The following is a 24,922-nucleotide window of genomic DNA, read 5'->3' on the forward strand; positions in this document are numbered from 1 at the left end:
CCCTATTAACTAGCATGCTAATTATTAGTTAACATATAATCTTTCTCATGACCTCCCTGGAATCGCTCCGCTTTGTCTTTACGAGCCATCTGCTGCTGGCCGGCAAACAATGGCGCCAGCTATCGCAAGGCGCGATCGCCGAATACGGTATTTCGGCGGCGAGCGCCGGCCCGTTGCTGTTCATCCGCCGGCTGGGTCAGGGCGTGCGTCAGGTCGAGCTTGCCGAATATGTCGGGCTCGAAGGCGCGTCGCTGGTACGGCTGCTCGATCAGTTGTGCGGGGCCGGTCTCGTGCTGCGCGAAGTCGACGCAAGCGACCGCCGCGCCAATGCGCTGCGACTGACCGCGGCGGGCGAAGCGCTCGCCGAAAAGCTCGAAATCGAACTCAGCCAGTTGCGCGCGAAGGTGTTCGCCGACATTCCGCGCGAGGATTTCGAAGCGGTGTTGCGCGTGTTCGAAGTGCTCTCTCGCGCAGCGGGCCCCGATGGGTCCATCCTCGCACTGGCTCCCCCCAAGAAGTAAACCGTGCTCACCTGGCCTTCCTCCCGCGACTGGATTTTCTCGATCAAGGCGTTCCTCGCCTCGATGCTGGCGCTTTACATCGCGCTCGCGCTCGGCCTGCCGCGTCCGTACTGGGCGATGGCCACCGTCTATATCGTGTCGCACCCGCTCACGGGCGCCACGCGCTCCAAGGCACTGTATCGCGTGTTCGGCACGCTGCTCGGCGCCGCGGCGTCCGTCGTCTTCGTGCCGGCGCTCGTCAACACGCCCGAGCTGCTGATGGCGGCCGTCGGGCTGTGGACCGGCACGCTGCTCTATATTTCGCTGCTGCATCGCTCGCCGCGCAGCTATGTGTTCCTGCTCGCCTCGTACACGCTGCCGCTGATCGCCCTGCCGGCCGTCAACACGCCTGGCGTCATCTTCGATATCGCCGTCGCGCGCTCCGAAGAGATCATCCTCGGCATCGTCTGTGCAAGCGTGGTCGGCGCCGTGGTCCTGCCCACGAGCGTGGCCAAGGTCCTGCACGACCGCTCGGCGCGCTGGCTGACCGACGCCGCGCGCTGGACGACCGACATGCTCTCGGCAGACCCCGACGGCAAGGCAACGCGCCACATGAGCCGGCACCGCATGGCCGCCGACATTCTGGCCCTCGACCAGTTGATCAGCCAGCTCTCGTACGACGCCGACACGTCCGAACGCGTGCGCGATGCGCAGGAATTGCGCGGGCGCATGACGATGATGATGCCCGTGCTCTCGACAGTCGCGTCGCTCGTGCAGGCATTGCGCGAGCATCCGAGCGGCGCGCCCGGGACGCTCGAGGCGAAGATGGCCGACGTGGTCGCCTGGCTGCGTCGCGGTGCGCCGATGCCCGCCCCGGCGCATTTACTGAGTCCGGCGCCATCGGCCGGTGAGGCCTCGGACTGGTATGGTGCCCTGGTCGCAGCCACCGAAGACCGTCTGCGCTCGCTTGTACAGCTCTGGCAGGATTGCGCGTCGCTGCAGCGCCGCTTCGGTCAGCGCGAGCATCACGAGGGCGAGAGTGAATGGACGCCCGCCTTCCAGCATTGGGAGCTCGGCGGCGCGCGTCACTACGACCACGGACTCCTGCTGTTCTCGACGGTGTCAGCAGCACTGTGCACGTTCCTCATGGGCATGGCGTGGATCTACACCGGCTGGAACGATGGCGCCGCCGGCGTCTCGCTCGGTGCCGTGGCCTGCTGCTTCTTCGCCGCGATGGACGAGCCCGCGCCGTTCATCCGCTCGTTTTTCTGGGCGACCGCCGTGTGCGTGGTGTTCGCCGCTGTGTACGTCTTCTTCATCCTGACGAATGCGCACGACTTCGGGCTGCTCGTCGCGCTGTTCGCCATTCCGTATCTGTTGCTGGGCACGCTGATTCCACAACCGCGCTTCACGATGGTGGCCATGCTCGTCGCGGTGAATACGGCGAGCTTCGTGGGCATTCAGGGCGGATACAGCGCCGACTTCCAGGCGTTCTTCAACGGCAATCTCGCCGGACTGGCCGGCGTGCTGTTCGCCTTGCTCTGGACACTTCAGACGCGCCCGTTCGGTACGCGCGTTGCCATGCGCCGACTGATTCATTCGAGCTGGCGTGACATCGCGCGCAACGCGCTCGGGCGCTCCGTTGCCGAACATAACCGTCTGCGCACGCGTCTGCTCGATCGGTTGGGCCAGCTCGTGCCGCGCCTGGCTGCGAGCGAGAGCGAAACGTCGAGCGATGGTTTTACCGAAGTGCGCGTCGAACTCTCGGCGCTGGCGTTGCAGCGAGAGTTGCCGCATCTCAGTGCATCGCAGCGCGACGCCGTTGAGGCCGTGCTCACCGATGTGGCGCGCTTTTATCAGGCGCGGCTCGACGAATCGGTCAGCATCCCCGACGCCACGCTGCAAGACAAACTGCTGGGTGCCGTGCGTTCGATGGTGGCGCATACCGACCAGGCGTCGCGCAGCGCGCGCGCGTCGCTCATGGACATCCACGTCGCGCTGTTCCCCACCACACGCCCCGGGAGTGCTCAATGAGCGGAGAGATCGATATCTACGGCGTGTTCGTACCGACGCTGCTCGTGCTGATGGTCGTGGCTTTCGTCCTGACCGGCGCGCTGCGCTTCGTACTCGCGCGCCTGGGCTTTTACAAGCTCGTCTGGCACCGTTCCCTGTTTAACCTTGCGGTGTACATCATCGCGCTGGGCGGCATTGTCGCCATCGCTCACGCTTGCCAACCATGAAACTGAAATTTCGCTCCATCGGCCCCGTCGCGCTGACGCTCGCGGTATCTTGCATCGCGGTGTTCGTTCTGCTGCATCTGTGGGACTACTACACCGTCGCCCCCTGGACACGCGACGGCCGCATTCGCGCCGACATCGTGCAGGTCGCCCCCGACGTCTCCGGCCTCATCACCGATGTCGAGGTCAAGGACAATCAGCCGGTGCACCGTGGCGATCTGCTGTTCGTGATCGACCCCGACCGCTACACGCTGGCAGTGCAGCAGGCCGAGGCCAACGTCGCGGCGCTGCGCGCCACGCTCGCACAGGCGCGCCGCGAAAATGCGCGCAACCATCAGTTGACGGAAGTCGTCGCCAAGGAAGTCGTCGAAGCCGGCCAGGCCAAGGTCGAATCGGGCGAGGCGGCGGTCGCCCAGGCGGAAACCGCCGTGCGATTGGCGAAACTCAACCTCGCGCGCACCCGGGTGCTCGCGCCCGCCGACGGCTACCTGAACGATCGCCTGCCACGGGTTGGCGACTACGTCAGCACCGGCCGCCCGGTGCTCTCTATGGTCGATGCCAACTCGCTGCACGTGGAAGGCTACTTCGAAGAAACGAAGATGCGCGGCATCCACATCGGCGACAAGGTCGAGGTGCGTTTGATGGGCGAGCGCCAGGTGCTGCACGGTCATGTCCAGAGCATCGTCGCCGGCATCGAGGATCGCGACCGCACGAGCGGTGCGTCGATGCTGCCCAACATCAACCCGACCTTCAACTGGGTGCGTCTCGCCCAACGCATTCCGGTGCGCATTGCGCTCGACGATGTGCCCAAGGACATGCGCCTGGTCGCCGGGCGCACCGCGACCGTGACGGTCGTGGAAGGTCAGCAGGACACCGCCGGTCAATCGCAACCGACGACGCCATCTCCTTCGTCGGTCACGTCGGCCACGTCGGCCAAGTCCGCCCAACCGGGAGCCCAGCGGTGAAATCACGCGTATGCCTGATGAGCGCCGTGGCAGTGGCCGCCGCGCTCGTTGCCGGTTGCACGACCGTCGGGCCTGACTATCATCTTCCGGACCACGCGCTCATGCGCTCGCCCGAAGCCAATGGCCCCATCGCGAACGCAGCGCAGCGCGGTGTCTCGATCGGTGCCGTGCCCGACGACTGGTGGCAACTCTACGACGACCCCAAGCTCGACGCACTCGTGAAAACGGCGCTGGCCGCCAACACGAACATTCGCGTGGCCGCCGCCAACGTGCAGCGCGCGCTCGCGATGTACCACGAAGTCGAATCGGAGAATCTGCCGCAGGGCGGCGTGCAAGCCGAAGCCGCCCGCGCGCAGATCTCCGGCGAGAGCTTCCTGAAGGAAGAAAAATTGCCGGTGGTCAATCTGGCCGCCGCCGCCCTGTCCATCTCGTATCAGATCGACTTCTTCGGCAAACTCGCGCGCGCCGATGAAGCCGCGCTGGCCGCCGCCGAAGCCAGTCAGGCGGCCCTCGACGTCGTGCGTGTGAGCGTGGCCGCCGAAACGGTGCGCGCCTATGTGCAAGGCTGCGCCGCCAACCACGAGTTCGACGTTGCCAACGAACAACTGGCGTTGCAGGAAAAGAGCGTCGCGATTACGCGCAAGCTCGTCGACGCCGGGCGCGATCAGCCGACCGATCTGCTGCGAGCGCAAGCGCAGGCCGACACCTTGCGTGCCGCCCTGCCGCGCTTCCAGGCGCAGCACGACGCGGCGACGTACCGACTGGCCGTCATGCTCGGTAAGGTGCCGGGCACGCTCGACGCAAGCGCGGCGCAATGCCGCCGCATTCCTCAACTCGCGCAACCGCTGCCGGTCGGCGACGGCACGGCGCTGCTCAAGCGCCGCCCCGACGTGCGTCAGGCCGAGCGCGAACTCGCCTCCGCCACGGCAAAGATCGGTGTCGCCACGGCAGACCTCTATCCGTCGATCCGCATTGGTGCGTCGATCGGGGCGAGCGGTGTCCTGGAACACTTCGGGCAAGGCCGCACCGAGCAGTGGAGCGTGGGACCGATGATCACGTGGTCGCTGCCGACCAACGGCGTGCGTTCACACATCAAGGGCATGGAAGCCGGGGCGGATGCCGCGCTCGCGCATTTCGACGGCGTCGTGCTCAAGGCCCTGCAAGAAACACAGACGTCACTCTCGGCATACACGCGTGAGCTGCAGCGCGACGACGCCCTGCGCGATGCCCGCGACAAATCGCGCACCGCCGCCGAACAGAACCACAAGCTCTACCAGGCCGGTCGCGCGCCGTATCTGACGAGTCTTGACGCGGAGCGCACGCACGCCAGTGCCGAGGCCGCGCTGGCCGCCTCCGAGACACAAGTCGCGCTGGACCAGGTCAATCTGTTCCTGGCGTTGGGCGGTGGCTGGCAATCGAGTGCCGCGAATGCAAGTCACGACAAGGCGTCGCCGACGGCATCCCATGAGACGGCCGGCAGCAACAACACGCCGGCAACCTCCACGGCATCTTCAGTATCCACCCGTTGAGATGAGGCAGGTGGCGTCTTCGCGACGCCGCGCCTCCAGAAACACACAAGCCCCGTCGGGAACGAATCCTCGGGCGGGGCTGTGATAGGACGCGCTGCGGCGTCGGTGGGGTGATTCGCACGGCGCAGGCGGGACTCGGTGGCGAGTCAGGCGGGCCGTCGGCGAATCCAGGCACTGTCATCGATAACCTGTCGACGGTTATCGCATCACCTTCAGTTGGCGGCCGGGGTCGCCGTTTGATTGCGCGCTTCGATCTGGGCCGTCAGGTTCTGCAATTGGACCGACTGCTCATAGGTGTACGGGAAGTTAAATTCCGTCACCGGCGAGAGACCCAGTTCACGGGCTGCCTGAAGTTCGGCGCGCACATGGGCGCGGGTGACACCGGTCGTTTGCGCCTGCCCTTCGGCGAATACCGAGCCGGCAGCGATCGTCAAGCCAACGAGGGCGACAGCGCTCAACAGGTTCTTTTTCATGGAAAACTCCTTTTATCGTTCATCGGTTACGCATGGACACGAAAACCGCACTCAATCAGTTTTCGCCATAGGTAAATTATAGTTTTCCCTCATTAATGAACCAGCCCTAAAGCGACAACACACTGTTTCACAAACGCTGTGAAATCCTCGCAATCCGATGAAGGAATTACGCGAAAACGAAACAAAACCGGGGCGGGGATGGCAGGCGAAGCGGCCGCGCGAGCGTTACGTCGAGGACGCTCACGGGAGATGACGGCATCGACGATGCCTCAGGGTGATATCGCCCCGCTGCTGATCGCCGCGGCAATGGCCTGGTGCCGATTGACCGCACCGAGCTTGCGCTTGGCGTTATTGAGGTGAAACGTCACCGTATGCTCGGAGATGCGCAGAATCAAACCGATCTCCCACGCCGTTTTGCCGCGTGCCGCCCACAGCAGACTTTCGATCTCACGCGGGCTGAGCTTGCCGGTGCTGCGACTCGCCACCCATTGCATGTCGAGCTGCTGAATCGCCTGGTGAAAATACACTGCCGTCAGATAAATCTCTCCGAGCATGCGCGCTTCGTGCTCGGCCGAGGCTTCCGGCGACGCGGCCGTCGCCGCACTGAAAATCGCGCGCTCGCCGGTCGCACCGTAGATCGGAATCGACACCCCGGACCCGAGGCCGTGCGCGCGCGCGTCCGCGAAGATGGGGTGCGGCTGCGCCTGTGCGAGGAAGGTTCGCCAGAGAATCGGCAGCGGCGACAAATTCGCGGCAATCAATACGGGATCCACTTCGGCATATCCCACGCTTTGATAGCGCTCGATCCAGGCGGCCGGAAACGTCGTGAAAATGTGCCGGCTGGGCATTCCCTGCGAGGTAATGCGCTGGTCCCCCATCTGGAATGTAGCCGCCTCCCGTTCGCGACGCGGTGACAGCGGCGCATAGAACAACGCTTCATATCCCAGGGATTGCGTCAGTTTCTGAAACTCGGCGTCAAGTGCATCGACCGAGCGGGCACCGAGCAGCCCTTCATATCGATAAAGAGGATGATGCATTGCGAATTGCGCGCTTCTCCATGATTTCCGGAAAATTTCCCGTATTCTCGCATGGTAGTCCTATCTTTATGCGGTCACGGTTGGCAATTCTACGTGACCGGGCCGCAAACTGATTTACTGTGAATTACCAATCATTTCCGCGTTGCCATCAGGCGGCATCGCCCAACGCCTCAAGTGCCGATGCGACCCTGCGCAATCCCGGTGTCAGCGGTTTGTCGCGGCGCATGACGACCGCAAGCGTTCTCGTCAACCCCGGTGTGAGCGTCGAGACACGCAAGCCCCGCCGGTAGTGCGCCGCGTTGACGGAAAGCCTGGGCACGATGCTGTAACCCAAGCCGGCCGCCACCATTTCCTTGATGGCTTCGACGCTGCCCAGCGCCATGACTGGCCGCACACGCAATCCCGCTTGGAGAAACCATTCATCGATCAACAACCGGGTGCTGCTCCCCGGCTCGAACGCGACCATCGGTGCCGCGGCGAGCATCTGCGGCGTGACCTCCGTCGCCCAGTGCGAGTCGCCGGCGGGCGCGATGGCGACGAACGCGTCGCGCAATACGGGCGTGATATGCAGGCTGCGCCCGGCAGTGGGCAAGGTGACAAGACCGATATCGAGCCGATTCTCGGTCACCGCGGCGACCACGTCGTCGGTGTTCCCGGTGCTCACGCGGATGTCGAGCATCGGGTGGCGCTTGCGCATCGCTCGCAGTATCGGCGGCAACAAATGAATGCAGGCGGTCGCTCCGGTTCCGATCGCCACTTCACCGACTTCGCCGCTCGCATGGCTGGACAGCGCATGCATGGCGTCTTCGACGACAGCATCGATGCGGCGGGCATGGTCCAGCAGCGTCAGCCCGGCGGACGTCGGCTTGAGCCGCTTGCCCACGCGCTCAACCAGCCGGACGTTCAATCGCTGTTCCAACTGACGAACCTGCAAGCTCACGGCGGGCTGCGACAGATCGAGCCGCGCGGCGGCCGCGGAGAAACTCCCCGCGTCGAGGACTTCGGAAAACGTGTGAAGCTGATCCAGATTCAGGCGGCGCATCTCAAAGTTTTCCTTATGAACCGTAGGGGCATGTCAAGACTTTACCAAGAGACGCTATCGATGCGCCATGTCAATGCGTTGCTCGCCATGCGGTCCCGCCGCCCACCGTCTCAGGACGTGCCGCTCTCCGGTTGCCATCCGCCGCCCAACGCTCGGTACAGCGCCACATGGTTCACGAGTACTCGCTGCTTCACATCGATCAACTGTTGCGCCGCGTGAAATGCGCTGCGCTGCGCGTCGAGCAGTTCGAGGTAGCTCGCCACGCCGTTGGTATAGCGATGATGGGCCAGACGAAGCCGCTCGCGCTCGCCGTCCGACACGCGCTTTTGCGCCTGGAACTGGCGCGATAGCAGCCCTTGCGCGGTCAGGGCGTCATCCACTTCGGCAAACGCCGTTTGAATCGCACGCTCGTACGACACAACGGCCATCTCCTTGCGCACGTTCGCCAGATTCAACCCTTGCCGGTGACGCCCGCCCGTAAAGATCGGCACGGTAATCTGCGGCAGGAACGACCATACACCGGTGCCGGCGCCGAACAGATCCGCAATCCCCGCACTGGCAGTGCCGACATCCGTCGTCAACTTGATCGACGGGAAGAACGCCGCACGAGCGGCGCCGATATCCGCGTTGGCCGCACGCAGTTGCGCCTCCGCCTGCCGAATATCCGGACGACGTATCAGCAACGAGGACGGCAATCCGGCGGCCACGGGCATGACGAATGCGTCGTCGAGCGATGCCGCCGCGACTGGCTTCGCACTCACGTCGCCGGTCAGGACCTGCAACGCGTGCACGATCTCGCTGCGTTGCCGCTCGCGCTCGGCGAGTGCTGCGCGCGCGACTTCGACCTGCGTGGTCTCGGCATTCAGGTCGAGATCGTCGATCAGCCCGCGCTCGGCGCGCAGGCGAACCACGCGAATGCCCTCCTCGCGTGCCGCCAGCACCTCCCGCGCGTAGGCGATCTGTTCGTCGATGGCCACGAGTCCAATGTAGGACGTGGCTACTTCCGCCACGAGACTCACCTGCGCCGCCCGTTGCGCTTCCTCGCTCGCCAAATACGATTGCAGCGCCGCGTCGCTCAAGCTGCGCACGCGCCCGAAGAAATCGAGTTCAAAGGCGCTCACGCCCAGCGTCGCCCGTAAGTCGTTGGCGACGTAACCTGCGGCGGTGCCCCTGCCCTCAGGCTGGCCCGCGGCCCCTGAGTACCGCTGACGGGAGAATGCGCCGCCTGCCTGCACGCTCGGCAGCAGATTGGCCGCCTCGATGCCATACAGCGCACGCGCTTCCTGCACCCGTAGCGACGCCAGGCGCAAGTCGCGATTCTGCGCGAGCGAGCGGCGAATCAGCGTCTGCAAGGCGGGATCGGTGAATACGTCGGCCCAATCCGCGTCTGCCGCGAGCGGCTCGGCGAGCGCCAGACGCGCACCTGTGCCCGACGGTGCCGCCTCGTACGTGGTCGGCACCGGTGCCGCCGGGCGCTCATAGGTCGGCGCCAACGTGCATCCGCCGACCAATGCCAGCAAACACACGCCGGGCGCAGCTATCCCGCGCATGCGGGGTCGAAACGTCTTCATACCTTCCCCTCGATAGCCGGTGCGGCATCGCCCGACGCATTCGTCTTTGGCCGGCGCACGAAGCGGCCGGCCCACAGGAAAAACAATGGCACCAGGAAGATCGCCAGCACCGTGGCCGTCACGATCCCGCCGAGCACCGCCACACCGATGGCGCGCTGCGCGCCCGACGCCGGGCCCGAGGCAATGGCCAGCGGCACCACGCCGAAGCCGAACGCCAGCGACGTCATCACGATCGGGCGCAGGCGCAAACGCGCGGCTTCGACCGCCGCATCGAGCCAGGCCATGCCCTGTTTCGTCATATCGTTGGCGACTTCCACGATCAGGATGGCGTTCTTCGCCGACAGGCCGATGGTCGCAATCAACCCCACCTTGAAGTAGATGTCGTTGGGCATGCCCAGCAAGCTCACCGCGCCGAGCGCCCCGATCACACCGAGCGGCACCACCATGACGACGGCCGCCGGAATTGCCCAACTTTCGTACAACGCCGCGAGCGCGAGGAACACGACCAGCACCGACAAGGCGAACAGCACCGGCGCCTGTGCGCCCGAGATGCGCTCCTCGAGCGACTGGCCGCTCCACTCGTAACCGATGCCCTGGGGCAGGTCGGCCATCAGTCGCTCCATGCGCACCATCGCCTCGCCGCTGCTCTTGCCCGGTGCCGATTCGCCCTGGATCGTGAACGAGGGGTAACCGTTGTATCGCCTGAGCTGCGGCGAGCCGAGTTTCCACTTGAGCGAGACGAATGCCGAAAGCGGCACCATTTCGCCATTCGCGTTGCGCACGCGCAGATTGCCGACGTCCTCCGGCGACACGCGCTGACGTCCGTCCGCTTGCACGATCACGCGGCGACTCTCCGCGCCCAGCATGAAGTCGCCGACATAGTCGGAGCCGAACATCGTCGCGAGCGTCGTATTGACGTCGTCCATCTTGACGCCGAGCGCTTCCATCTTGTGCCGGTCGATGGCGACGTCGATTTGAGGCACGTCGCCCTGACCGGCAAAGATCACGTTCCTGAGCACAGGATCTTGCGCCGCCTTCTTGAGCAGCGCATCGCGCGCGGCGGTGAGCGCGTCCTTACCCACACCGGCCCGGTCCTGCAAGCGCAGATTGAAGCCGTTCGACGAACCCAGTTCCGGCAGCGCCGGGCTGTTCATCGCCATCACCATGCGATCGGGCCGACCGCCAAACTTGGCGTTGACGCGCTCGACAATGGCGCTCACCTCGTCGTGTGCAGATGTGCGTTCGTGCCAGTCCTTGAGCGTGACAAACAGCATGCCGCCGCCCGGGCCCGAACCGAACTCGTTCCATCCGCCCAGCGCAAAGACGTGTTTGACCGGCTCGTGCCGCATCAGGTATTGCTCGATGCGCTCGAGCGCCGACATCGCCTCGGGCAACGTGGCGCCCTGCGGCTCGGACGCCATCACCATGAAGCTGCCGGTGTCCTCGTCGGGAATGAACGACGAGGGCAGACGCATGAACGCGAGCGGCACGGCGATCAGCACCGCGCCATACACCAGCACCGCGCGCCACGGACGGCGCAACGTCTTGCTTACGGTCCGTGTGTAGCGCTCGGTACCCAGCGCAAAAGTCCGATTGAACCAACCGAAGAAACCGCGTTTGTCGTGATGGCCGGCCGCGATTGGACGCAGCAGCGTGGCGCACAGCGCGGGCGTGAGCGAGAGGGCAAGGAACGCCGAGAAGGCAATCGACACCGCGAGCGTGATTGCAAACTGACGGTAGATGTTGCCCACCGCACCGGGGAAAAACGCCATTGGCACGAACACCGCGACCAGCACCACCGTGATCCCCACGATGGCCCCGCTGATCTGCTTCATCGCCTTGACCGTGGCGGCATAGGGCGAGAGTCCCTCTTCCACCATGATGCGTTCGGTGTTCTCCACGACGACGATCGCGTCGTCGACGAGAATGCCGATGGCCAGCACCATGCCGAACATCGTGAGCGTGTTGATCGAATAGCCGAGTCCCAGCAGCACGCCGAAGGTGCCGAGCAGCGCGACCGGCACCACCAGTGTGGGAATGAGCGTGGCGCGCAGGTTCTGCATGAACAGGTACATCACCAGGAACACCAGCACCACGGCTTCGAGCAACGTCTTCACGACCTTCTGGATCGAAACCTTGACGAACGACGCGGTCTCGTACGGAATTTGGTACGAAACACCGGCCGGAAACAGCGCCGATTGTTCGTCCATCACCTTGCGCACCGCCTTCATCACCGCGACGGCATTCGAGCCGGCGGCCAGCTTGATGCCCATCGCGGTGGCCGGCATGCCGTCCACGCGCGACGAATAGGCGTAATCGGCCGCCCCCAATTCCACGCGAGCGACATCGCCGAGCCGGATCGCCGAGCCGTCGGCACGCACGCGCAACGGAATCCCGGCAAAGGCTTCGGGGGAGGAAAGCGAGCCTTCCGACACCACGTTGGCGTTGATCGGGGCCGACGCGGGCGTCGAGCCTGCGCCGATATCACCGACGGTTACGCGCACGTTGTAGGCCCGGATCTTTGAGACGATGTCCGAAGCACTCAGGTCGAGGGCGACGAGCTTCGCTGTGTCGGGCCAGATACGAATCGCCTTCTCCGTGCCCCAGAACTGCACCTGTCCGACGCCCGGCACGCGTTTGAGCTGGTTGATGACCTGCGCCGCGGCGATCTCGCCGAGATCGGATTCGCCAATCGCCGGATTCGCGGACGCCAGCGTGACCACCATATGAATATTGTCGGCCGCGCGCTCGACCACGACGCCATCGCGGCGCACGACTTCAGGCAGACGCGATTCGACCGTCTTCAAGCGGTTTTGCACCTCGACGGCGGCCAGATCGAGATTGGTGCCCTGCCGGAAGGTGAGATTGACCGACGAACGACCATTGCCGCTGGACGCCGACGTATACATCAGCCCCGGCGCGCCGTTCATCTGGCGCTCGATGATCGCCGTCACGGCGTCTTCGACCACCTTGGCCGACGCGCCCGGATAGCTGCTCCAGACACTGACCGTCGGCGGGGCGATGTCGGGGTATTGCGCAACGGGGAGCGCCCGGATCGCGAGCACGCCGACGAGCGTAATCAACAGGGCGATCACCCAGGCAAAGACCGGGCGATCGATAAAGAAGCGAGCCATGATTATTGCGTCTCCGCGTGGGAGGCCGGTCCGGCGCGCGCAGGCTCGACCGGTCCGCCATTGTCTTTCGGCTTCGCGTCGCGGGACGTCACCGGCTTGGCCTTCGTGTCGTCCGTCTGCTTGGCCTCGGCCTTGACCTTGACGTGCATGCCGTCGGAGAACTGCGCGACGTTCTGCACGATGATCGTCTCGCCGCCCGCAAGGCCCTCCGTGACGAGCCAATCGCGGCCGTCGATCTTATCCGCATGCACCTTCGTGTCGCGCACCGTGCCCTGTGCGTCGACCACGCGCACCACGGCGCCATTGGCCGTGCGCGTGAGCGCCTCGCGGGGCACGCGCACGATGTTCGGATTCACCGCCCCCTGCAGGCACACCTGCACGAACGCGCCGGGCAGCAATACGCCGTCGGGGTTTGGCAGCACGGCGCGCATGGCGATCGTGTCCGTGCCCGGATCGACCGCCAGATCGGTAAAGAGCAATTGGCCCGGTAGCGCGTATTCACGGCCGTCGGGCAGCGTCACATGCACCGGCGGCGCGGCCGACGCGTTGCGGTGCTGCAGCTTGCCGGCGCGCAAATCGCGCGTCATCGCATACACCTCCGCGGCCGGCTGCGAGAAGTTCACGTAGATCGGATCGATCTGCTCAACGCGTGTGAGCAGCGTGGCCGAGTCGAGACCGACCAGCGCGCCTTCCGTGACTTCGGCACCGCGCACGCGCCCCGCAATGGGTGAGACGACGCGCGTATAGCCGAGATTGAGTTCCGCCTTGCGGACTTCCGCGCGAGCGGCCAGCACCTCCGCGCGCGCACGCGCTTCGGCCGAGCGAGACTCGGCGTCTTCCCGGGCGCTGATGGCGCGCACTTCCAGAAGGCCGCGATATCGCTCGACCTTGTCGCGCGCCGCGTCGTGTTCAGCGTTTGCCTTGGCGAGTGCACCGCGCGCGGCGTCCAGCGCAGCCGACAACGGTTGTGGGTCGATGCGGAACAGCACGTCGCCCTTGGCAACGGTCTGCCCCTCCTGATATCGGCGTTCGACGACGACTCCGCCCGCACGCGCACGCACGTCGGCGCTGCGGTAGGCGGCCAATCGTCCCGGCTGCTGCGTAGTGAGGGTCTGTGCACGGCGCTCGACGATGCGCACGACCGCTTCCGGTGTCGCATCGGCCTCGTCCTTTGGATCTCGGTCGGCGCAGGCGGCGAGCACGAGAATACTGGCGATCAGGCTGGCTGACAGGCCGGCTAGCCGTCCGAAGCGAGTTCGGTAATGAATATTCGATGACATGTAAGTACGTTGGATTGACGACAACCGGTCGGGGGTGTCGAGACCGCGCTCAGTGCGCGACGTCGACCCATGGCGCAGCCACGGATGGGGTACCGGGGGCCCGCATCTCTCCAGGCTCGCCGTGGGTGGCAGGTGCGCATTGCGCGAAGGGGTCAGTACCCGAGACCACCGGACCGGAAGATCCGGTCGTCTGCCGCCTCGCCTATGTTGGCGATTCAATTTGGCGTCCTACATTGGAGAATCGCGATTCTGCCGCGAAATTTCTGTTAGAAAAAGTTGGAACCTATCGATAAAATGGATGAATGAACTGGACAATAGAGCAATTGCGCTACTTTGTGGCTGCCGCGGAGGAAGGATCGATATCGGCTGCCGCCCGAAGACTCGGCAAAGCCCAGTCGGCGTTGAGTTCGGCGATTTCGCTGCTCGAGGCCGATTTGGGATTTGAACTATTCGACCGTAGCCGTCGCAACGCGAGACTCACCGCGCAGGGGGAGGTGATGTTGCTCGAGGCGAAGGAGTTGCTGCGTCAGGCGGAGGGCTTGAACCATCGGGCGAATGCGCTGGCGTTCGGCGAGCAGCCGCAATTGTCGCTGGCAATCGACGAAGCGTTGCCGTATCAAGTCGTGAGCGAACTGGTCCGCGATCTTGCGTACCAGTTCGCTTATTTGGAGCTGACGATACTCAACGGGACCTCGACGGAAGTGGCCGAGTATGTGGAGAAGCAGCGCGCCGACATTGGCTTTCACGTGGATCGTGGCGCGATCTCGTTGGCGCTGGGACACAAATATGTTGGGTCGGCCGTGCAAGGCGTATTTGTCGCTGGCGATCATCCGCTCGCTTACCGCGATCAGGTCACGCGCGGCGATTTGGCCAAGTACCGCCAGATTCTGCTGCAGATGGACGATTTCACACCGTGGCAATTGAGCCCGTCAATCTGGCGGGCGGACAGTTCATACCTGATCGCCAGCATGGTGCTCGACAAACTCGGCTGGGCCGTGCTGCCGATCGACATTGCGAAGTACGATGAACTTCACGAACTGCGCTGCGACGACCTCGGCCTGCCGCAACTCCCCGTGCGCATGCTCTGGCGTTTTGGGCGAGAGCCCAACGACGTGATGCAATGGTGCAACACTCGGTTTGGCGAACTGTTGCGGGCGAGTTCGGAAGCGGAGTAAGCCCGTTTTGGCGCGTTCCGGCGCGGACCGCTTACCGGCGCGACGCGCGATGACGGGCGAGGAAGCGATCGAGTTGCCCGGCGAACGATTGACTGTCGCGCGCGCTGAAGGGAGCAGGACCGCCGGTCTCGATGCCCGCATTGCGCAGTTGATCCATCATGTCGCGCATGCTCAGTCGTTCCTCGATGTTTTCACGCGTGAACCAATTCCCGCGTGGATCGAGCGCCAAGCCCCCTTTGTCGAGCACCAAGGCGGCAAGCGGGATGTCCGCGGTAATCACCAGATCGCCCAGGACGACAAGTTCGACGATGCGGGCATCGGCCACATCAAAGCCTGCCGGCACCTGAATCGCCTTGATGAACGGTGACGGCGGCGTGCGCAGGAATTGATTCGCGATTAGCGTCACCCGCACCTCCTCACGTCGCGCGGCCCGGAACAATATCTCCTTGATGGCAAAGGGGCAGGCGTCAGCGTCGACAAAAACTTGCATGGAAAGGTCGTTCCAGGGGAGTCAAAGGCCTTCCATCATATGCCAACCGTCGGCCTTCCCATGCGCAGCATCGTGACTGTTGTTCCCGGACACGACCACGTCGCGGGCCGCCCGGTGTCAGAACACCTTCACCAGACGCAAATTGACGCGGAAATTCTCCTTGGGTCCGTTGGACACGTGCAGATCCTGGCCCACTTGTCCCTGGAGCTGCCAAGTCGGCGTGACGAAGTGTGCCAACGTCACCAAGTAACGCCCGGTATTGATGCGGTTGTTCTGATCGACACCGCCCAGCGTGCTACGCCCCCCCATCGTCTGGTAGTAGCTCAGGCCCAGCGTCGTCCGCGGCGTCACGACGTAGCGCAAGTGCGTCTGCACCTCGTAGCTCGCCTTCTGCTGATAGTTGAGGCCAGCAAAATCGTTGTTTTTTCCGTACACGGCATATTCGCCTGTCACATCCAAATACAATCGGCTGGCAATCGGCTGCGTGTATGTCAGCTGGAAAACGCCCTTCCAGCGGTTTTCGCCCACATTGATCGATCCCCTGCTGGCGTCGTAACTGCCGGCAGGAAGGCTCACGAATGCGCTCAGCGCCAGTGCGCGCTGCGTATCGGGATGGTTCAACATCCAGACGACAGCACCGAGCATCGGGTCGCCCACGCCATTCGCGCTCGATGCCACCGGCGCCTGCAGGCGCACGCTCGCGAACGGCAGGATCGCTTGCACGTTCGCGCGAAAACCTGCCACGTCGAAGTAATGCACATAGCGAGCAAGGGCGACGTCCGTGGAGAGCTTGAACGGAGTATCCAGGCGATTGCCGCTGCTGTAGAGGCTGGTGCGATACGCATGCTGATAGTAGAGAATCGCCAGGTTGGTGCCCGCCGGCAAGGGGACATAATCCCCCGGATCCGTCTCCACGACGGCATGCGCCGACGGCACCGCCCCCGCCACGGCCAGCGCGGCGAACACTCGCCCCCACTTGCCCCACCCACCACGCCCAACCGACGTCCGACCCGCGGTTTCTGCGGATTTTCCGCTTTTCATTAAATTAGTATTACGAATCATTTTATCTTTTCCTTATGCATCTCCCCGTCGACGCTTGGCGATCGACCGGGTTGTGGACGGTCGTCAGGCGGCTTTGACGAGTTGCGCGAGTCGCTCGCCGATGATGACGCTGGGGGCCATCGTATTGCCGGTCGTCAGGTTGGGCATCACTGAGGCGTCCGCAATTCGCAGCCCTCTCACCCCGCGCACGCGCAGGTTTGCGTCGACGACGCTCGACGGATCGCTGCCCATGGCGCAAGTCCCGACCAGGTGGAAGTACGTGCCGGTCGCGTTGCGAATGAAGTCTTCCATCGCGGCACCGCCCAAACGTCCCGGCATGACTTCACGCTTGACGAACTCGGCCATCTCGGGCGAATTGCCAATTTCGCGGCAAAGCTCGACACAGCGCATCAGCGCCGTCATGTCCTCGGGCTCGGCCAGATAGTTCGGATTGGCGACGGCCATCTGCCGATAGTCGCTCGATACCAACTTCACGCTGCCGCGGCTTTTCGGTTGAACCAGGCCTGGCGCCAGTGTCCAGGCATTTTTCGGCACCGCGAACTGCTTGCCCGTGGTGTCGGTCACGAACGGGACTTCGATCTGGAACGGCTGCAGGTCGGGCGCCCGCAGACGGGAATCGCTCTTCCAGAACAGCGTGCACTCGGCAAGGTTGTTGCGCGGCGGCTGTGCGTCCTTGTACTCCCACACGCATCCGCCCAGCAGAATGTGATCCCGCAAGTTCTTGCCCACGTTCGGCGACTTCACGCGCGTGGGAATGCCCAGCGCATGCAACTCGGCGGGGTCCCCGATACCGGAGAGTATCAGCAGCTTCGGGGTGCCGACCGTGCCGGCCGACAGTACGATTTCCTTGCCGGCCTCGACGCGCCGCGCGACACCAGCTTGCACGAAGCGCACGACCTTCGCGCGATCGCCCACCATGTCCAGGCCGACGACGTTGGCATCGGTGAGCACGGTCAAATTGGGACGCGACAACGCGGGATGCAGGTACGCGGCCGCAATCGTGTGTCGGCGTCCGTCCTTGATCAACGCCTGCGCGATGCCGCAGCCGCCGTCCGACTCCATCGTCTTGCCGTTCAGGTCATCGGTGGCCGGAATGCCGATCTTCGCGGCGGCCGCGACCATGGCCGGCGCAATCGGGTTGGTCCCGGACAGTTTGTCGACATAGACTTCGCCACCTTTGCCACGCCACGGTGACGCGGGTCCCTGCCAGTCTTCGATGCGTCGATAGATCGAGAGCACCGAGTCGTAGTTCCAGCCGGCATCCCCGGTGATGTCGGCCCACTCGTCGTAGTTGGCCTTGTGCCCACGCGCCCAGACCATCACGTTGATCGCGCTGCCGCCCCCGATCCCCCGCCCCATCGGCAACGGGATCGTGCGGCCGTTACAGTGCCGCGCATCCGTGTACGGATACACATAGCTGCGCGTCGTACCGATGTTGGTGGGCCATTGGGCCGGATCTTCGACGCTCTTCGTGTCGTTCCAGCCGCCCGCCTCGATCAGCAGGACGCTCACGCTCGGGTCTTCGCTCAGACGTGAGGCGACCACGCAGCCCGCCGAGCCCGCGCCCACGATCACGTAGTCGTAGCTGACCTTGAGCGCCCGTGTGTTGCGACGCTGCACCGCCACCGCGCGGCCGGCCTGCTCCGCAAAGCTGGTCGCGGCCGCCGCGGACAGCCCTGCCGCCGCCGCGATCCGCATGAAGTTACGGCGCGACATGCGGCCCCGCATGAGCGCGTCTTCGGCGCTCGTGAGATCGACGTCGCACGCGGCGTCGCGATTGTCTTGGTCGTACATGGTTGTCTCCTTACTTTGTCTTATTCCTGCGCGGCGCGCTGCGTCGGCGCGACGGCGGCACTGTGCTGCATTCGCAAACGGTCAGAACGGATACTCGATCGGTGCGTCGATCGCACTGATCCACTGCGTCTTGGTGAACTCGTCGATATTGGCCGGCCCGCCGAATCGGCCGCCGTTCCCCGACGCTCCCATCCCGCCGAACGGCACATGGAACTCGTTGTTGACCGTCTGATCGTTGATATGCACCATGCCGCTACGCAAACGCCGCGCGACCGCCATCGCGTTTGTCATGGAAGCGGAATGCACGGCGGCGGCCAGGCCATACTCGCTGGCGTGAACCAGGGCAATCGCCTCGTCGATCGTGTCGAAGATCGTGACCGGTGCGACCGGCCCGAAAATTTCTTCCTTGAACGCCGACATCCCGGCGGTGACGTTGGCGAGCACGGTCGGCTCGAAGTAGTTGTCGCGACGCTTGCCACCGGCGGCGATAACGGCCCCGGCGCTGACTGATTCCGCCACGATGCGCTCGACCCGCTCGGCTTGACGCGCATTGATCAACGGCCCGATATGTACTGGCTCGGTCGCCGGGTTGCCCACCGCGAGACGCTTGGCACGCGCGGCCAGTTTGTCGATGTAGGCCTGTGCAACGCTGCGATGCACGAGATGGCGCCCCGCCTGCATGCAGATCTGTCCCTGATGCAGGAATGCTCCCCAGGCGGCGGACGATGCCGCCTTGTCGAGATCGGCATCAGCCAGAACGATCAGCGGATTGTTGCCGCCCAGTTCAAGCGCGGTCTTCTTGAGCATGCGGCCGCAAATTTCGCCGATCTGGCGACCCACGGCCGTCGAACCGGTGAAGGAGATCATGTCGACGCCCGGGTGGCGAACCAGGGCGTCCCCCGCCTCGGCGGCACCGGGCAGTACCTGCAGCACGCCCGCCGGCAAGCCGGCGTCGGCAAACAGATCGGCAATCAACGCGCCGCCGGTGATCGCACTTTGCGGGTCGGGCTTCAGAATGACGGCGTTGCCCAGGGCCAGCGCCGGCGCGACGGATCGCATCGCCAGCAGCAAGGGGAAATTCCACGGCGCAATCACGCCGACGACGCCGATCGGCACGCGACGCCAGGCATTGGTGCGCCCGGGCATCGCCGACGGGAACAACAACCCGTTGGGTTGCATGGGCAGCGCCGCCGACATCAGAAGTTGCTCGTAAGTGGCGTCCAGCTCCCACTGCGCCTTGGGCACGATCGAGCCGCACTCACGCACATTCCAGTCGATGAACTGTGCGGAGCGCGCCTTGAGCAGTCGAGCCGCCTCGTGCAGCACCGCCGCACGCTTGTCGAACGGCAACGCCTCCCAGGCGCGTTGCGCCTGCTGCGCACGCAGGGCCGCCGCCACCACGTCCGCGGCGATCGCAACACCGATCTCGCCGAGCACATTGCCGGTGGCGGGTTCGAGCACGGCGGCCGTGCCGCCCCTGCCCGTCACCCATTCGCCAAGAAATAATTTGCCCTGCCAGCCGGCAGGGCTCGCGGCTTGCGTCATGTTCGTCTCCGAGTTCTCTTATGTTTTTTGGCACGTTGCCAACGCTCAGGACTTGATGCGTTGGCGTGCCTATGATGAGTGAACTCGGTCGACGGTTGTTATCCAGGATTCGACGATTTCTTGTCTGCGACGATCCTCTTGCGTGCTGCAACGCATCAGCTTGCCGGCAAGGCAGCGCTGACGCGGAACGCGTCGGCGCGGCTAGACACGCTCGCGCAATTCACGCGGCGTCATGCCGTAGCGCTGACGGAACAGACGGCTGAAGTGCGCAGGGCTCGAAAAACCGCAGCGCCACGCAATTTCTTCCACGCGAAGGCCATCGCGCCGGGAGGTTTCGAGCAACGGGTAAGCGCGCTCGACGCGCTGCGCCCAGAGGTATCGCATGAGCGTCGTGTCTTCCTCGCGAAACAGACGATTCAGATAGCTCACGGACAGACGCACGCCGTTGGCGATGGCCGTTGCGTCGAGCCTCTCGTCCCCCAGGTGCTGAGCGATAAAGCGTTTGACGCGAAACCGTGCTGCCGCCGTGTGGCTGATTGGCGTGCCGGTGCCGACGCGGGTCAGCACCTCGACGAGATCGAGCAACTGCGTCCCCAGCATCTCTCGGGTGCTGTCTCGCAGCCCATGCCGGCTCGACGCAATCAGCCGCACCATATCCTGCACGACGCGTACGTCCGGCGAGGCCATGTCAGGTGCCACCCAATGTTTGAAATGACTGATGTACCCGCGCTCGCGCAGTGCAGACTTCGGGCAGGTCACGACGATCATGCGCGTCGACGCATCGACGCACTCGACGAACGGGCGTCCCGGGTCGATGACGATCAGGCTGTCGGGCGTCACGAGGTGTCGCTCGCCGTTCTGCTCGAACATGGCCACCCCGCCCAGGACCAGCTTGATGTACACCTGATCCTCGGCCGGCTCCATGCGGCAGCGCGGCGAAATCGTCTGCCCGCTCATGCGCACCTCGGCGATGCGGATCTCGCCGACATCGCGCGCGTCCAGATCGACCTCGCAGCGATGGCCGGGACGGGTTTCGCAATGCAACCCGTAGCTCTTCTCCAAGACGTCCCGCCAATGCGAGAACGTCATGTCTTGCGCACACGATGCCTGCGAGCCCTGCAAAACCTGCGACGGGCCATGCAGCGTTGCCAAATCCACGGCCATACCGACTCCTCAAACCCGGGTCACGCGATTAGGTTTTTGTGCAATATAGTGCACACATTCCTTAATTAAAAGGCATTCCTGTGCAATTTCCGCGTGAACTCGGGTATACGACGAGCGCGGCGTCGGGACCGCGTGCTGCGAGCCGGATCTCCCGATCCCGCTGCGCCCGGCCTCAGCCCGTATCGCCGCCGGCGACCGGCAAGACCGTACCGGTGATGTATCCGGCTTCGTCGGAGGCCAGGAAAAGAATGGGCGCGACTTGCTCGTCGAGGGTGCCGTAACGTTTGAAGAACGTCGATTCGGTCACCTGCGCGACCGCCTCGTTCATCCAGGCGATCTCTTGTTCGCTGTCGCCCGCGGCGTTACGTGGAATCCGACGGGGCGGCGCCGTGGTGCCTCCCGGCGCAGTCGCCGCGACGCGAATATTGTGCTCGGCGTATTCCATCGCCAGCGATTGCGTGATGGCGTTCACCCCGCCCTTCGCTGCGGAGTAAGGCACGCGTCGAATACCCCGAGTCGCATTCGACGAGACGTTGACGATCGTGCCGCCACCACGCTTGAGCAGGTACGGCAGCACCGCGTGGCAGGTATAGAGCGTTGGCATCAGCGAGCGGCGAATCTCCGCGTCGATCTGCGCCGGCTCGAACTCGGCGAACGGACGCATACGAATCGCCCCGCCCACGCCGTTGATCAAAATGTCGATGCCCCCGAAGCGCTCGTTGGCGAACGCCATGGCTGCGGCGGCACCTTCGTAGGTCTCGAGATCGGCCACGAAGCCGGCCGACTCGCCGACCGCTTCGGCCGCGACCTCGGCGACGAATTCGGCACGATCCACGAAGACCACCCTCGCCCCTTCGGCCGACGCGCGCAGCGCGACTCCCCGACCGATGCCTTGCGCCGCACCGGTCACGACCATGACCTTGCCGGCAAATCGTTGCGTTGTCATGCGTCCACCATTGCGACGTTGGGCGTGAATTTCTCGTAATGGAAGCTTTTGGGCCTCACGCCGTTGTCATCGAAGTATTTGCGCACGGCATCGACCATGGGCGGCGGCCCGCACAAATACACGTCGACGTTGCCATCGTTGAGCGCCTCCGCCGGGATGTGTTGCGTCACCCAGCCCTTGCGCGGGTGTTCCGATTCGGCGTCCGCCACCACCGTGGCAAAGGTGAAATTCGGCAGCTTGGCTGTGTAGGCCTCGATCGCCTCAACCTGGACCAGATCGAGATCACGCGTCACGCCGTAGATCAGATGCACGCGCTGTTGCGACGACGTGCGCGCGAGGACTTCGAGCATCGACAGGAACGGCGCCAGCCCCGTGCCGCCCGCGAGGAACAGCAACGGGCGCTCGACGGCGCGCAGATAGAAGCTACCGAGCGGGCCGGTCATCTCGAGCGCATTACCGGGTTGCGCATGATCGAGCCACGAACTCATGGCCCCGCCCGGAATCTTCTTGATGAGGAATCCGATGCGCGATTCGCCCGGCGCGGACGAGAACGAATACGAGCGACGCACACCGCTGCCAGGTACATCGATGTTGACGTACTGGCCGGGCAGGAATACGGGCGCGGCGGCGCCCGCATCGAGTTCGAGCACGACCGCCGCGTCGTTGTGCGTCTCGACTTTGGTGACGGTCGCGGCGAATCGGCTCTGCTCCGTCTTGCACGCCGTTGACGACGCCGGCACGGCAATCACGCAGTCGCTCTGCGGCACCATCTGGCATGTGAGGACGAGGCCACTGTCCTTCTCGTCCGCGCTCAGGGCGTCTTCAATGTAGTCGTCGCCCATGTCGTAACTGCCGCTCTCGGCACGGCACTTGCAAGTGCCGCACACACCGTCGGAGCAATCCATCGGCAGATTGATCTTGGCGCGGAAGGCGGCGTCGAGCACCTTCTCGCCGGCCTTGCATTCGACGAAGCGGGTCACCCCGTCTTCAAAATTGAGCGCTACGTTGTAGCTGGACATATAGCCTCCTCGACTGCCAGTCCTGATGCGATAGTCAACGTCAAACGTGATAAACGTCGAGTACCTGACGGATATAGTCGTTCTTCAAAACGATCTTCTTCTTGGCGATCAACAGCGCATCGCCGTCGTGGCGCAACGTGACGAACATCGTGCCGAAGAATTGATCGGTCGCCTTGTAACGATGGCTGAGCGTGCTGAAGTTGTAGCGCACGTCGACTTCGTCGTCGCGTTGCGCCAGCACTTCCACATTCGCGACGGTATGCGCGGTGCGGGGCTCCGGCATCGAGGCGCTGCTACGCTCGGTCTTGATGCGGAACACGCGATCCTCCAATCCCCCACGGTCCGCGTAGTACATCAGCGAGATCTGGCTCTGGGGGTCGTCGGTCAGGCGATCGTCGTCGTCCCACGCCGGCATCCAGTACGTGACGTCGTTGGCATAGCACGCCAGCCACTCGTCCCACTGACGGTCGTCGAGCAGACGGGCTTCGCGATACAGCGTGGCGCAAATCGTTGCGTAATCGAAGTTCATGCCGTGGCCTCCGTCTGTTCTTTCTTCAGGGCGTCGCGCATCACTTCGACCCAGTATTCGTGCTGGCAGACGAACAATCCTTCGTCTTCGCTGCGCTCGCCGGACAGGCGCGGTGTCAGGCCCATCTTGCGGGCGTTGTCGTCCGGCCCTTCAATCCACAGCGGCGCACCGCGAGACAGGTCGTTCCACAGCGCCGTGGTACCGGCATACCCCGCCTGGCAGGCACGGAATTCTTCCAGGTCGTCGGCCGTGCCCATGCCCGTGACGTTGAAAAAATCCTCGTACTGGCGGATGCGGTGGGCGCGCACTTCGGCACTTTCTCCCTTCGGCGCAAAGCAGAAGATCGAAACTTCCGTCTTGTCCACGCTGAGCGGGCGTACCACGCGAATCTGCGTGCTGAACTGGTCCATCAGGAACACGTTCGGGTAGAGGCAGAGGTTGCGCGTCTGGTTGACGATGAAATCGGCCTTGACGTCGCCGACGCGAGCCTTGATTTCGTCACGATGCGCGTAGACCGGGCGAACTTCCGGATTCATCGTGTTGGTCCACAACAGAATGTGCCCGTGCTCGAAGCCGTAGACACCTGCCACCGACTTGCTCCAGCTGTTGGCGTCGACGGCTTTCGTGCCCTCCTCCTTGCGTCGGCCCATCGTCGCCGCGTAGTTCCAGTGAACGGTACTGACGTGATAGCCGTCGCAGCCGTTCTCCATCTGCATCTTCCAGTTGCCGTCGTAGACGTACGAGGAATTGCCGCGCACGACTTCCAGCCCTTGCGGCGCCTGATCGACGATCTGGTCGATGATCACGCGGGTCTCGCCGAGATAGTCCGCGAGCGGCATCGAATCGGGGTTCAGGCTGCCGAACAGGAAACCGCGATAGCTCTCGAAGCGCGCGACCTTGCGCAGGTCATGCGAGCCGTGCGTATTGAATTGCACCGGATACTGCGTGGTCTTCTCTTCCTTCACCTTGAGCAGCTTGCCGGTGTTGGAGAACGTCCAGCCGTGGAACGGGCATGTGAAGCTGCCCTTGTTGCCGTGCTTGCGACGGCACAGCATGGCCCCCTTGTGCGCGCAGGCATTGATGACCGCGTGCAGCTCACCGTTCTTGTCGCGCGTGACGACCACGGGCTGGCGACCGATCCACGTCGTGTAGTAATCGTTGTTGTTCGGGATCTGGCTTTCATGGGCCAGATAGACCCAATTGCTCTCGAAGATGTGCTTCATCTCGAGTTCGAACAACTCGGCATTGGTAAAAATGTCGCGACGGCAGCGGAAGACGCCGGCCTGCTTGTCGTCCTGAACGGCCGTATCGAGCAGCGCATCCAGTGGCGAGCGGGTTTGGGTGATGGAGGACATGGGGGCTCTCCCCGCGCGTGCTCCCACCGGGGAGCGATCGCGTCGGTATCAAAGGTGGAACGATGAGATGGGCGG

At 64.1% G+C, this 24,922-nt stretch carries 21 protein-coding genes; 6 read left to right on the plus strand and 15 right to left on the minus strand.

Annotation, left to right across the window (positions count from 1 at the left end; genetic code table 11):
- The first annotated feature begins 47 nt into the window (after nt 1-47).
- The 5 genes from OYT13_RS18500 to OYT13_RS18520 are packed head-to-tail and all read left to right on the plus strand — an operon-like array spanning nt 48 to nt 5,231.
- The gene (locus OYT13_RS18500; RefSeq protein WP_017233907.1) at nt 48-521 is read left to right on the plus strand and encodes a MarR family winged helix-turn-helix transcriptional regulator; all 474 of its coding nucleotides are present in this window, start codon (nt 48-50) and stop codon (nt 519-521) included.
- Nucleotides 522-524: 3 nt separating this feature from the next.
- The gene (locus OYT13_RS18505; RefSeq protein WP_268566778.1) at nt 525-2,534 is read left to right on the plus strand and encodes an FUSC family protein; all 2,010 of its coding nucleotides are present in this window, start codon (nt 525-527) and stop codon (nt 2,532-2,534) included.
- A complete protein-coding gene (locus tag OYT13_RS18510) occupies nt 2,531-2,740 on the plus strand; it encodes a DUF1656 domain-containing protein (RefSeq protein ID WP_017233909.1) in 210 nt (69 codons plus the stop codon). Before OYT13_RS18505 ends, OYT13_RS18510 begins: the two co-directional genes overlap by 4 nt.
- The gene (locus OYT13_RS18515; protein WP_017233910.1) at nt 2,737-3,702 is read left to right on the plus strand and encodes an efflux RND transporter periplasmic adaptor subunit; all 966 of its coding nucleotides are present in this window, start codon (nt 2,737-2,739) and stop codon (nt 3,700-3,702) included. Before OYT13_RS18510 ends, OYT13_RS18515 begins: the two co-directional genes overlap by 4 nt.
- A gap of 17 nt (nt 3,703-3,719) precedes the next feature.
- On the plus strand, nt 3,720-5,231 hold the full coding sequence (locus OYT13_RS18520; protein ID WP_268567900.1) for an efflux transporter outer membrane subunit: 1,512 nt from the start codon (nt 3,720-3,722) through the stop codon (nt 5,229-5,231).
- A gap of 212 nt (nt 5,232-5,443) precedes the next feature.
- Here the strand turns inward: OYT13_RS18520 and OYT13_RS18525 are convergent, their stop codons facing one another.
- The 6 genes from OYT13_RS18525 to OYT13_RS18550 form a co-directional block, all read right to left on the minus strand.
- On the minus strand, nt 5,444-5,704 hold the full coding sequence (locus OYT13_RS18525) for a DUF4148 domain-containing protein (RefSeq protein WP_017233912.1): 261 nt from the start codon (nt 5,702-5,704) through the stop codon (nt 5,444-5,446).
- Nucleotides 5,705-5,973: 269 nt separating this feature from the next.
- The gene (locus OYT13_RS18530; RefSeq protein ID WP_017233913.1) at nt 5,974-6,741 is read right to left on the minus strand and encodes a LuxR family transcriptional regulator; all 768 of its coding nucleotides are present in this window, start codon (nt 6,739-6,741) and stop codon (nt 5,974-5,976) included.
- Between the two features lie 148 nt (nt 6,742-6,889).
- Nucleotides 6,890-7,783 carry a LysR family transcriptional regulator gene (locus OYT13_RS18535; RefSeq protein ID WP_017233914.1) on the minus strand — a complete coding sequence of 298 codons (894 nt, stop codon included), beginning with the start codon at nt 7,781-7,783 and terminating at the stop codon, nt 6,890-6,892.
- A 110-nt stretch (nt 7,784-7,893) separates the two neighbouring features.
- On the minus strand, nt 7,894-9,354 hold the full coding sequence (locus tag OYT13_RS18540) for an efflux transporter outer membrane subunit (RefSeq protein WP_286798697.1): 1,461 nt from the start codon (nt 9,352-9,354) through the stop codon (nt 7,894-7,896).
- Nucleotides 9,351-12,488: a multidrug efflux RND transporter permease subunit gene (locus tag OYT13_RS18545; RefSeq protein ID WP_268566779.1), complete on the minus strand. Its 3,138-nt coding sequence runs from the start codon at nt 12,486-12,488 to the stop codon at nt 9,351-9,353. The genes OYT13_RS18540 and OYT13_RS18545 overlap by 4 nt, the downstream gene beginning before the upstream one ends.
- A 2-nt stretch (nt 12,489-12,490) precedes the next feature.
- On the minus strand, nt 12,491-13,768 hold the full coding sequence (locus OYT13_RS18550) for an efflux RND transporter periplasmic adaptor subunit (protein WP_268566780.1): 1,278 nt from the start codon (nt 13,766-13,768) through the stop codon (nt 12,491-12,493).
- A gap of 302 nt (nt 13,769-14,070) precedes the next feature.
- Here OYT13_RS18550 and OYT13_RS18555 point away from each other — a divergent pair, with 302 nt between their 5' ends.
- On the plus strand, nt 14,071-14,943 hold the full coding sequence (locus tag OYT13_RS18555) for a LysR family transcriptional regulator (RefSeq protein WP_026131947.1): 873 nt from the start codon (nt 14,071-14,073) through the stop codon (nt 14,941-14,943).
- 31 nt (nt 14,944-14,974) lie between these two features.
- Here the strand turns inward: OYT13_RS18555 and OYT13_RS18560 are convergent, their stop codons facing one another.
- From OYT13_RS18560 to OYT13_RS18600, 9 genes are all read right to left on the minus strand, one after another.
- Nucleotides 14,975-15,433, minus strand: a complete 459-nt coding sequence (locus OYT13_RS18560) for a YaiI/YqxD family protein (protein WP_017233919.1) — start codon at nt 15,431-15,433, stop codon at nt 14,975-14,977.
- 117 nt (nt 15,434-15,550) lie between these two features.
- Nucleotides 15,551-16,495, minus strand: a complete 945-nt coding sequence (locus OYT13_RS18565) for a transporter (protein ID WP_268566781.1) — start codon at nt 16,493-16,495, stop codon at nt 15,551-15,553.
- 63 nt (nt 16,496-16,558) lie between these two features.
- Nucleotides 16,559-18,289 carry a GMC family oxidoreductase gene (locus OYT13_RS18570; RefSeq protein ID WP_268566782.1) on the minus strand — a complete coding sequence of 577 codons (1,731 nt, stop codon included), beginning with the start codon at nt 18,287-18,289 and terminating at the stop codon, nt 16,559-16,561.
- A gap of 81 nt (nt 18,290-18,370) precedes the next feature.
- Nucleotides 18,371-19,834, minus strand: a complete 1,464-nt coding sequence (locus tag OYT13_RS18575; RefSeq protein ID WP_268566783.1) for a benzaldehyde dehydrogenase — start codon at nt 19,832-19,834, stop codon at nt 18,371-18,373.
- A 201-nt stretch (nt 19,835-20,035) separates the two neighbouring features.
- A complete protein-coding gene (locus OYT13_RS18580; protein ID WP_268566784.1) occupies nt 20,036-20,998 on the minus strand; it encodes an AraC family transcriptional regulator in 963 nt (320 codons plus the stop codon).
- Nucleotides 20,999-21,170: 172 nt separating this feature from the next.
- Entirely contained in the window at nt 21,171-21,944 is a 774-nt protein-coding gene (gene benD, locus OYT13_RS18585) for a benzoate diol dehydrogenase BenD (protein WP_017233921.1), read from the minus strand.
- Nucleotides 21,941-22,963 carry a benzoate 1,2-dioxygenase electron transfer component BenC gene (gene benC / locus OYT13_RS18590; protein WP_268566785.1) on the minus strand — a complete coding sequence of 341 codons (1,023 nt, stop codon included), beginning with the start codon at nt 22,961-22,963 and terminating at the stop codon, nt 21,941-21,943. The genes benD and benC overlap by 4 nt, the downstream gene beginning before the upstream one ends.
- A 40-nt stretch (nt 22,964-23,003) precedes the next feature.
- Nucleotides 23,004-23,492: a benzoate 1,2-dioxygenase small subunit gene (gene benB, locus OYT13_RS18595; protein WP_017233923.1), complete on the minus strand. Its 489-nt coding sequence runs from the start codon at nt 23,490-23,492 to the stop codon at nt 23,004-23,006.
- A complete protein-coding gene (locus OYT13_RS18600) occupies nt 23,489-24,847 on the minus strand; it encodes a Rieske 2Fe-2S domain-containing protein (RefSeq protein WP_268566786.1) in 1,359 nt (452 codons plus the stop codon). The genes benB and OYT13_RS18600 overlap by 4 nt, the downstream gene beginning before the upstream one ends.
- Nucleotides 24,848-24,922 lie beyond the last annotated feature (75 nt).

This window comes from Pandoraea sp. XJJ-1, from assembly GCF_026802345.1.
GTDB lineage: Bacteria > Pseudomonadota > Gammaproteobacteria > Burkholderiales > Burkholderiaceae > Pandoraea > Pandoraea cepalis.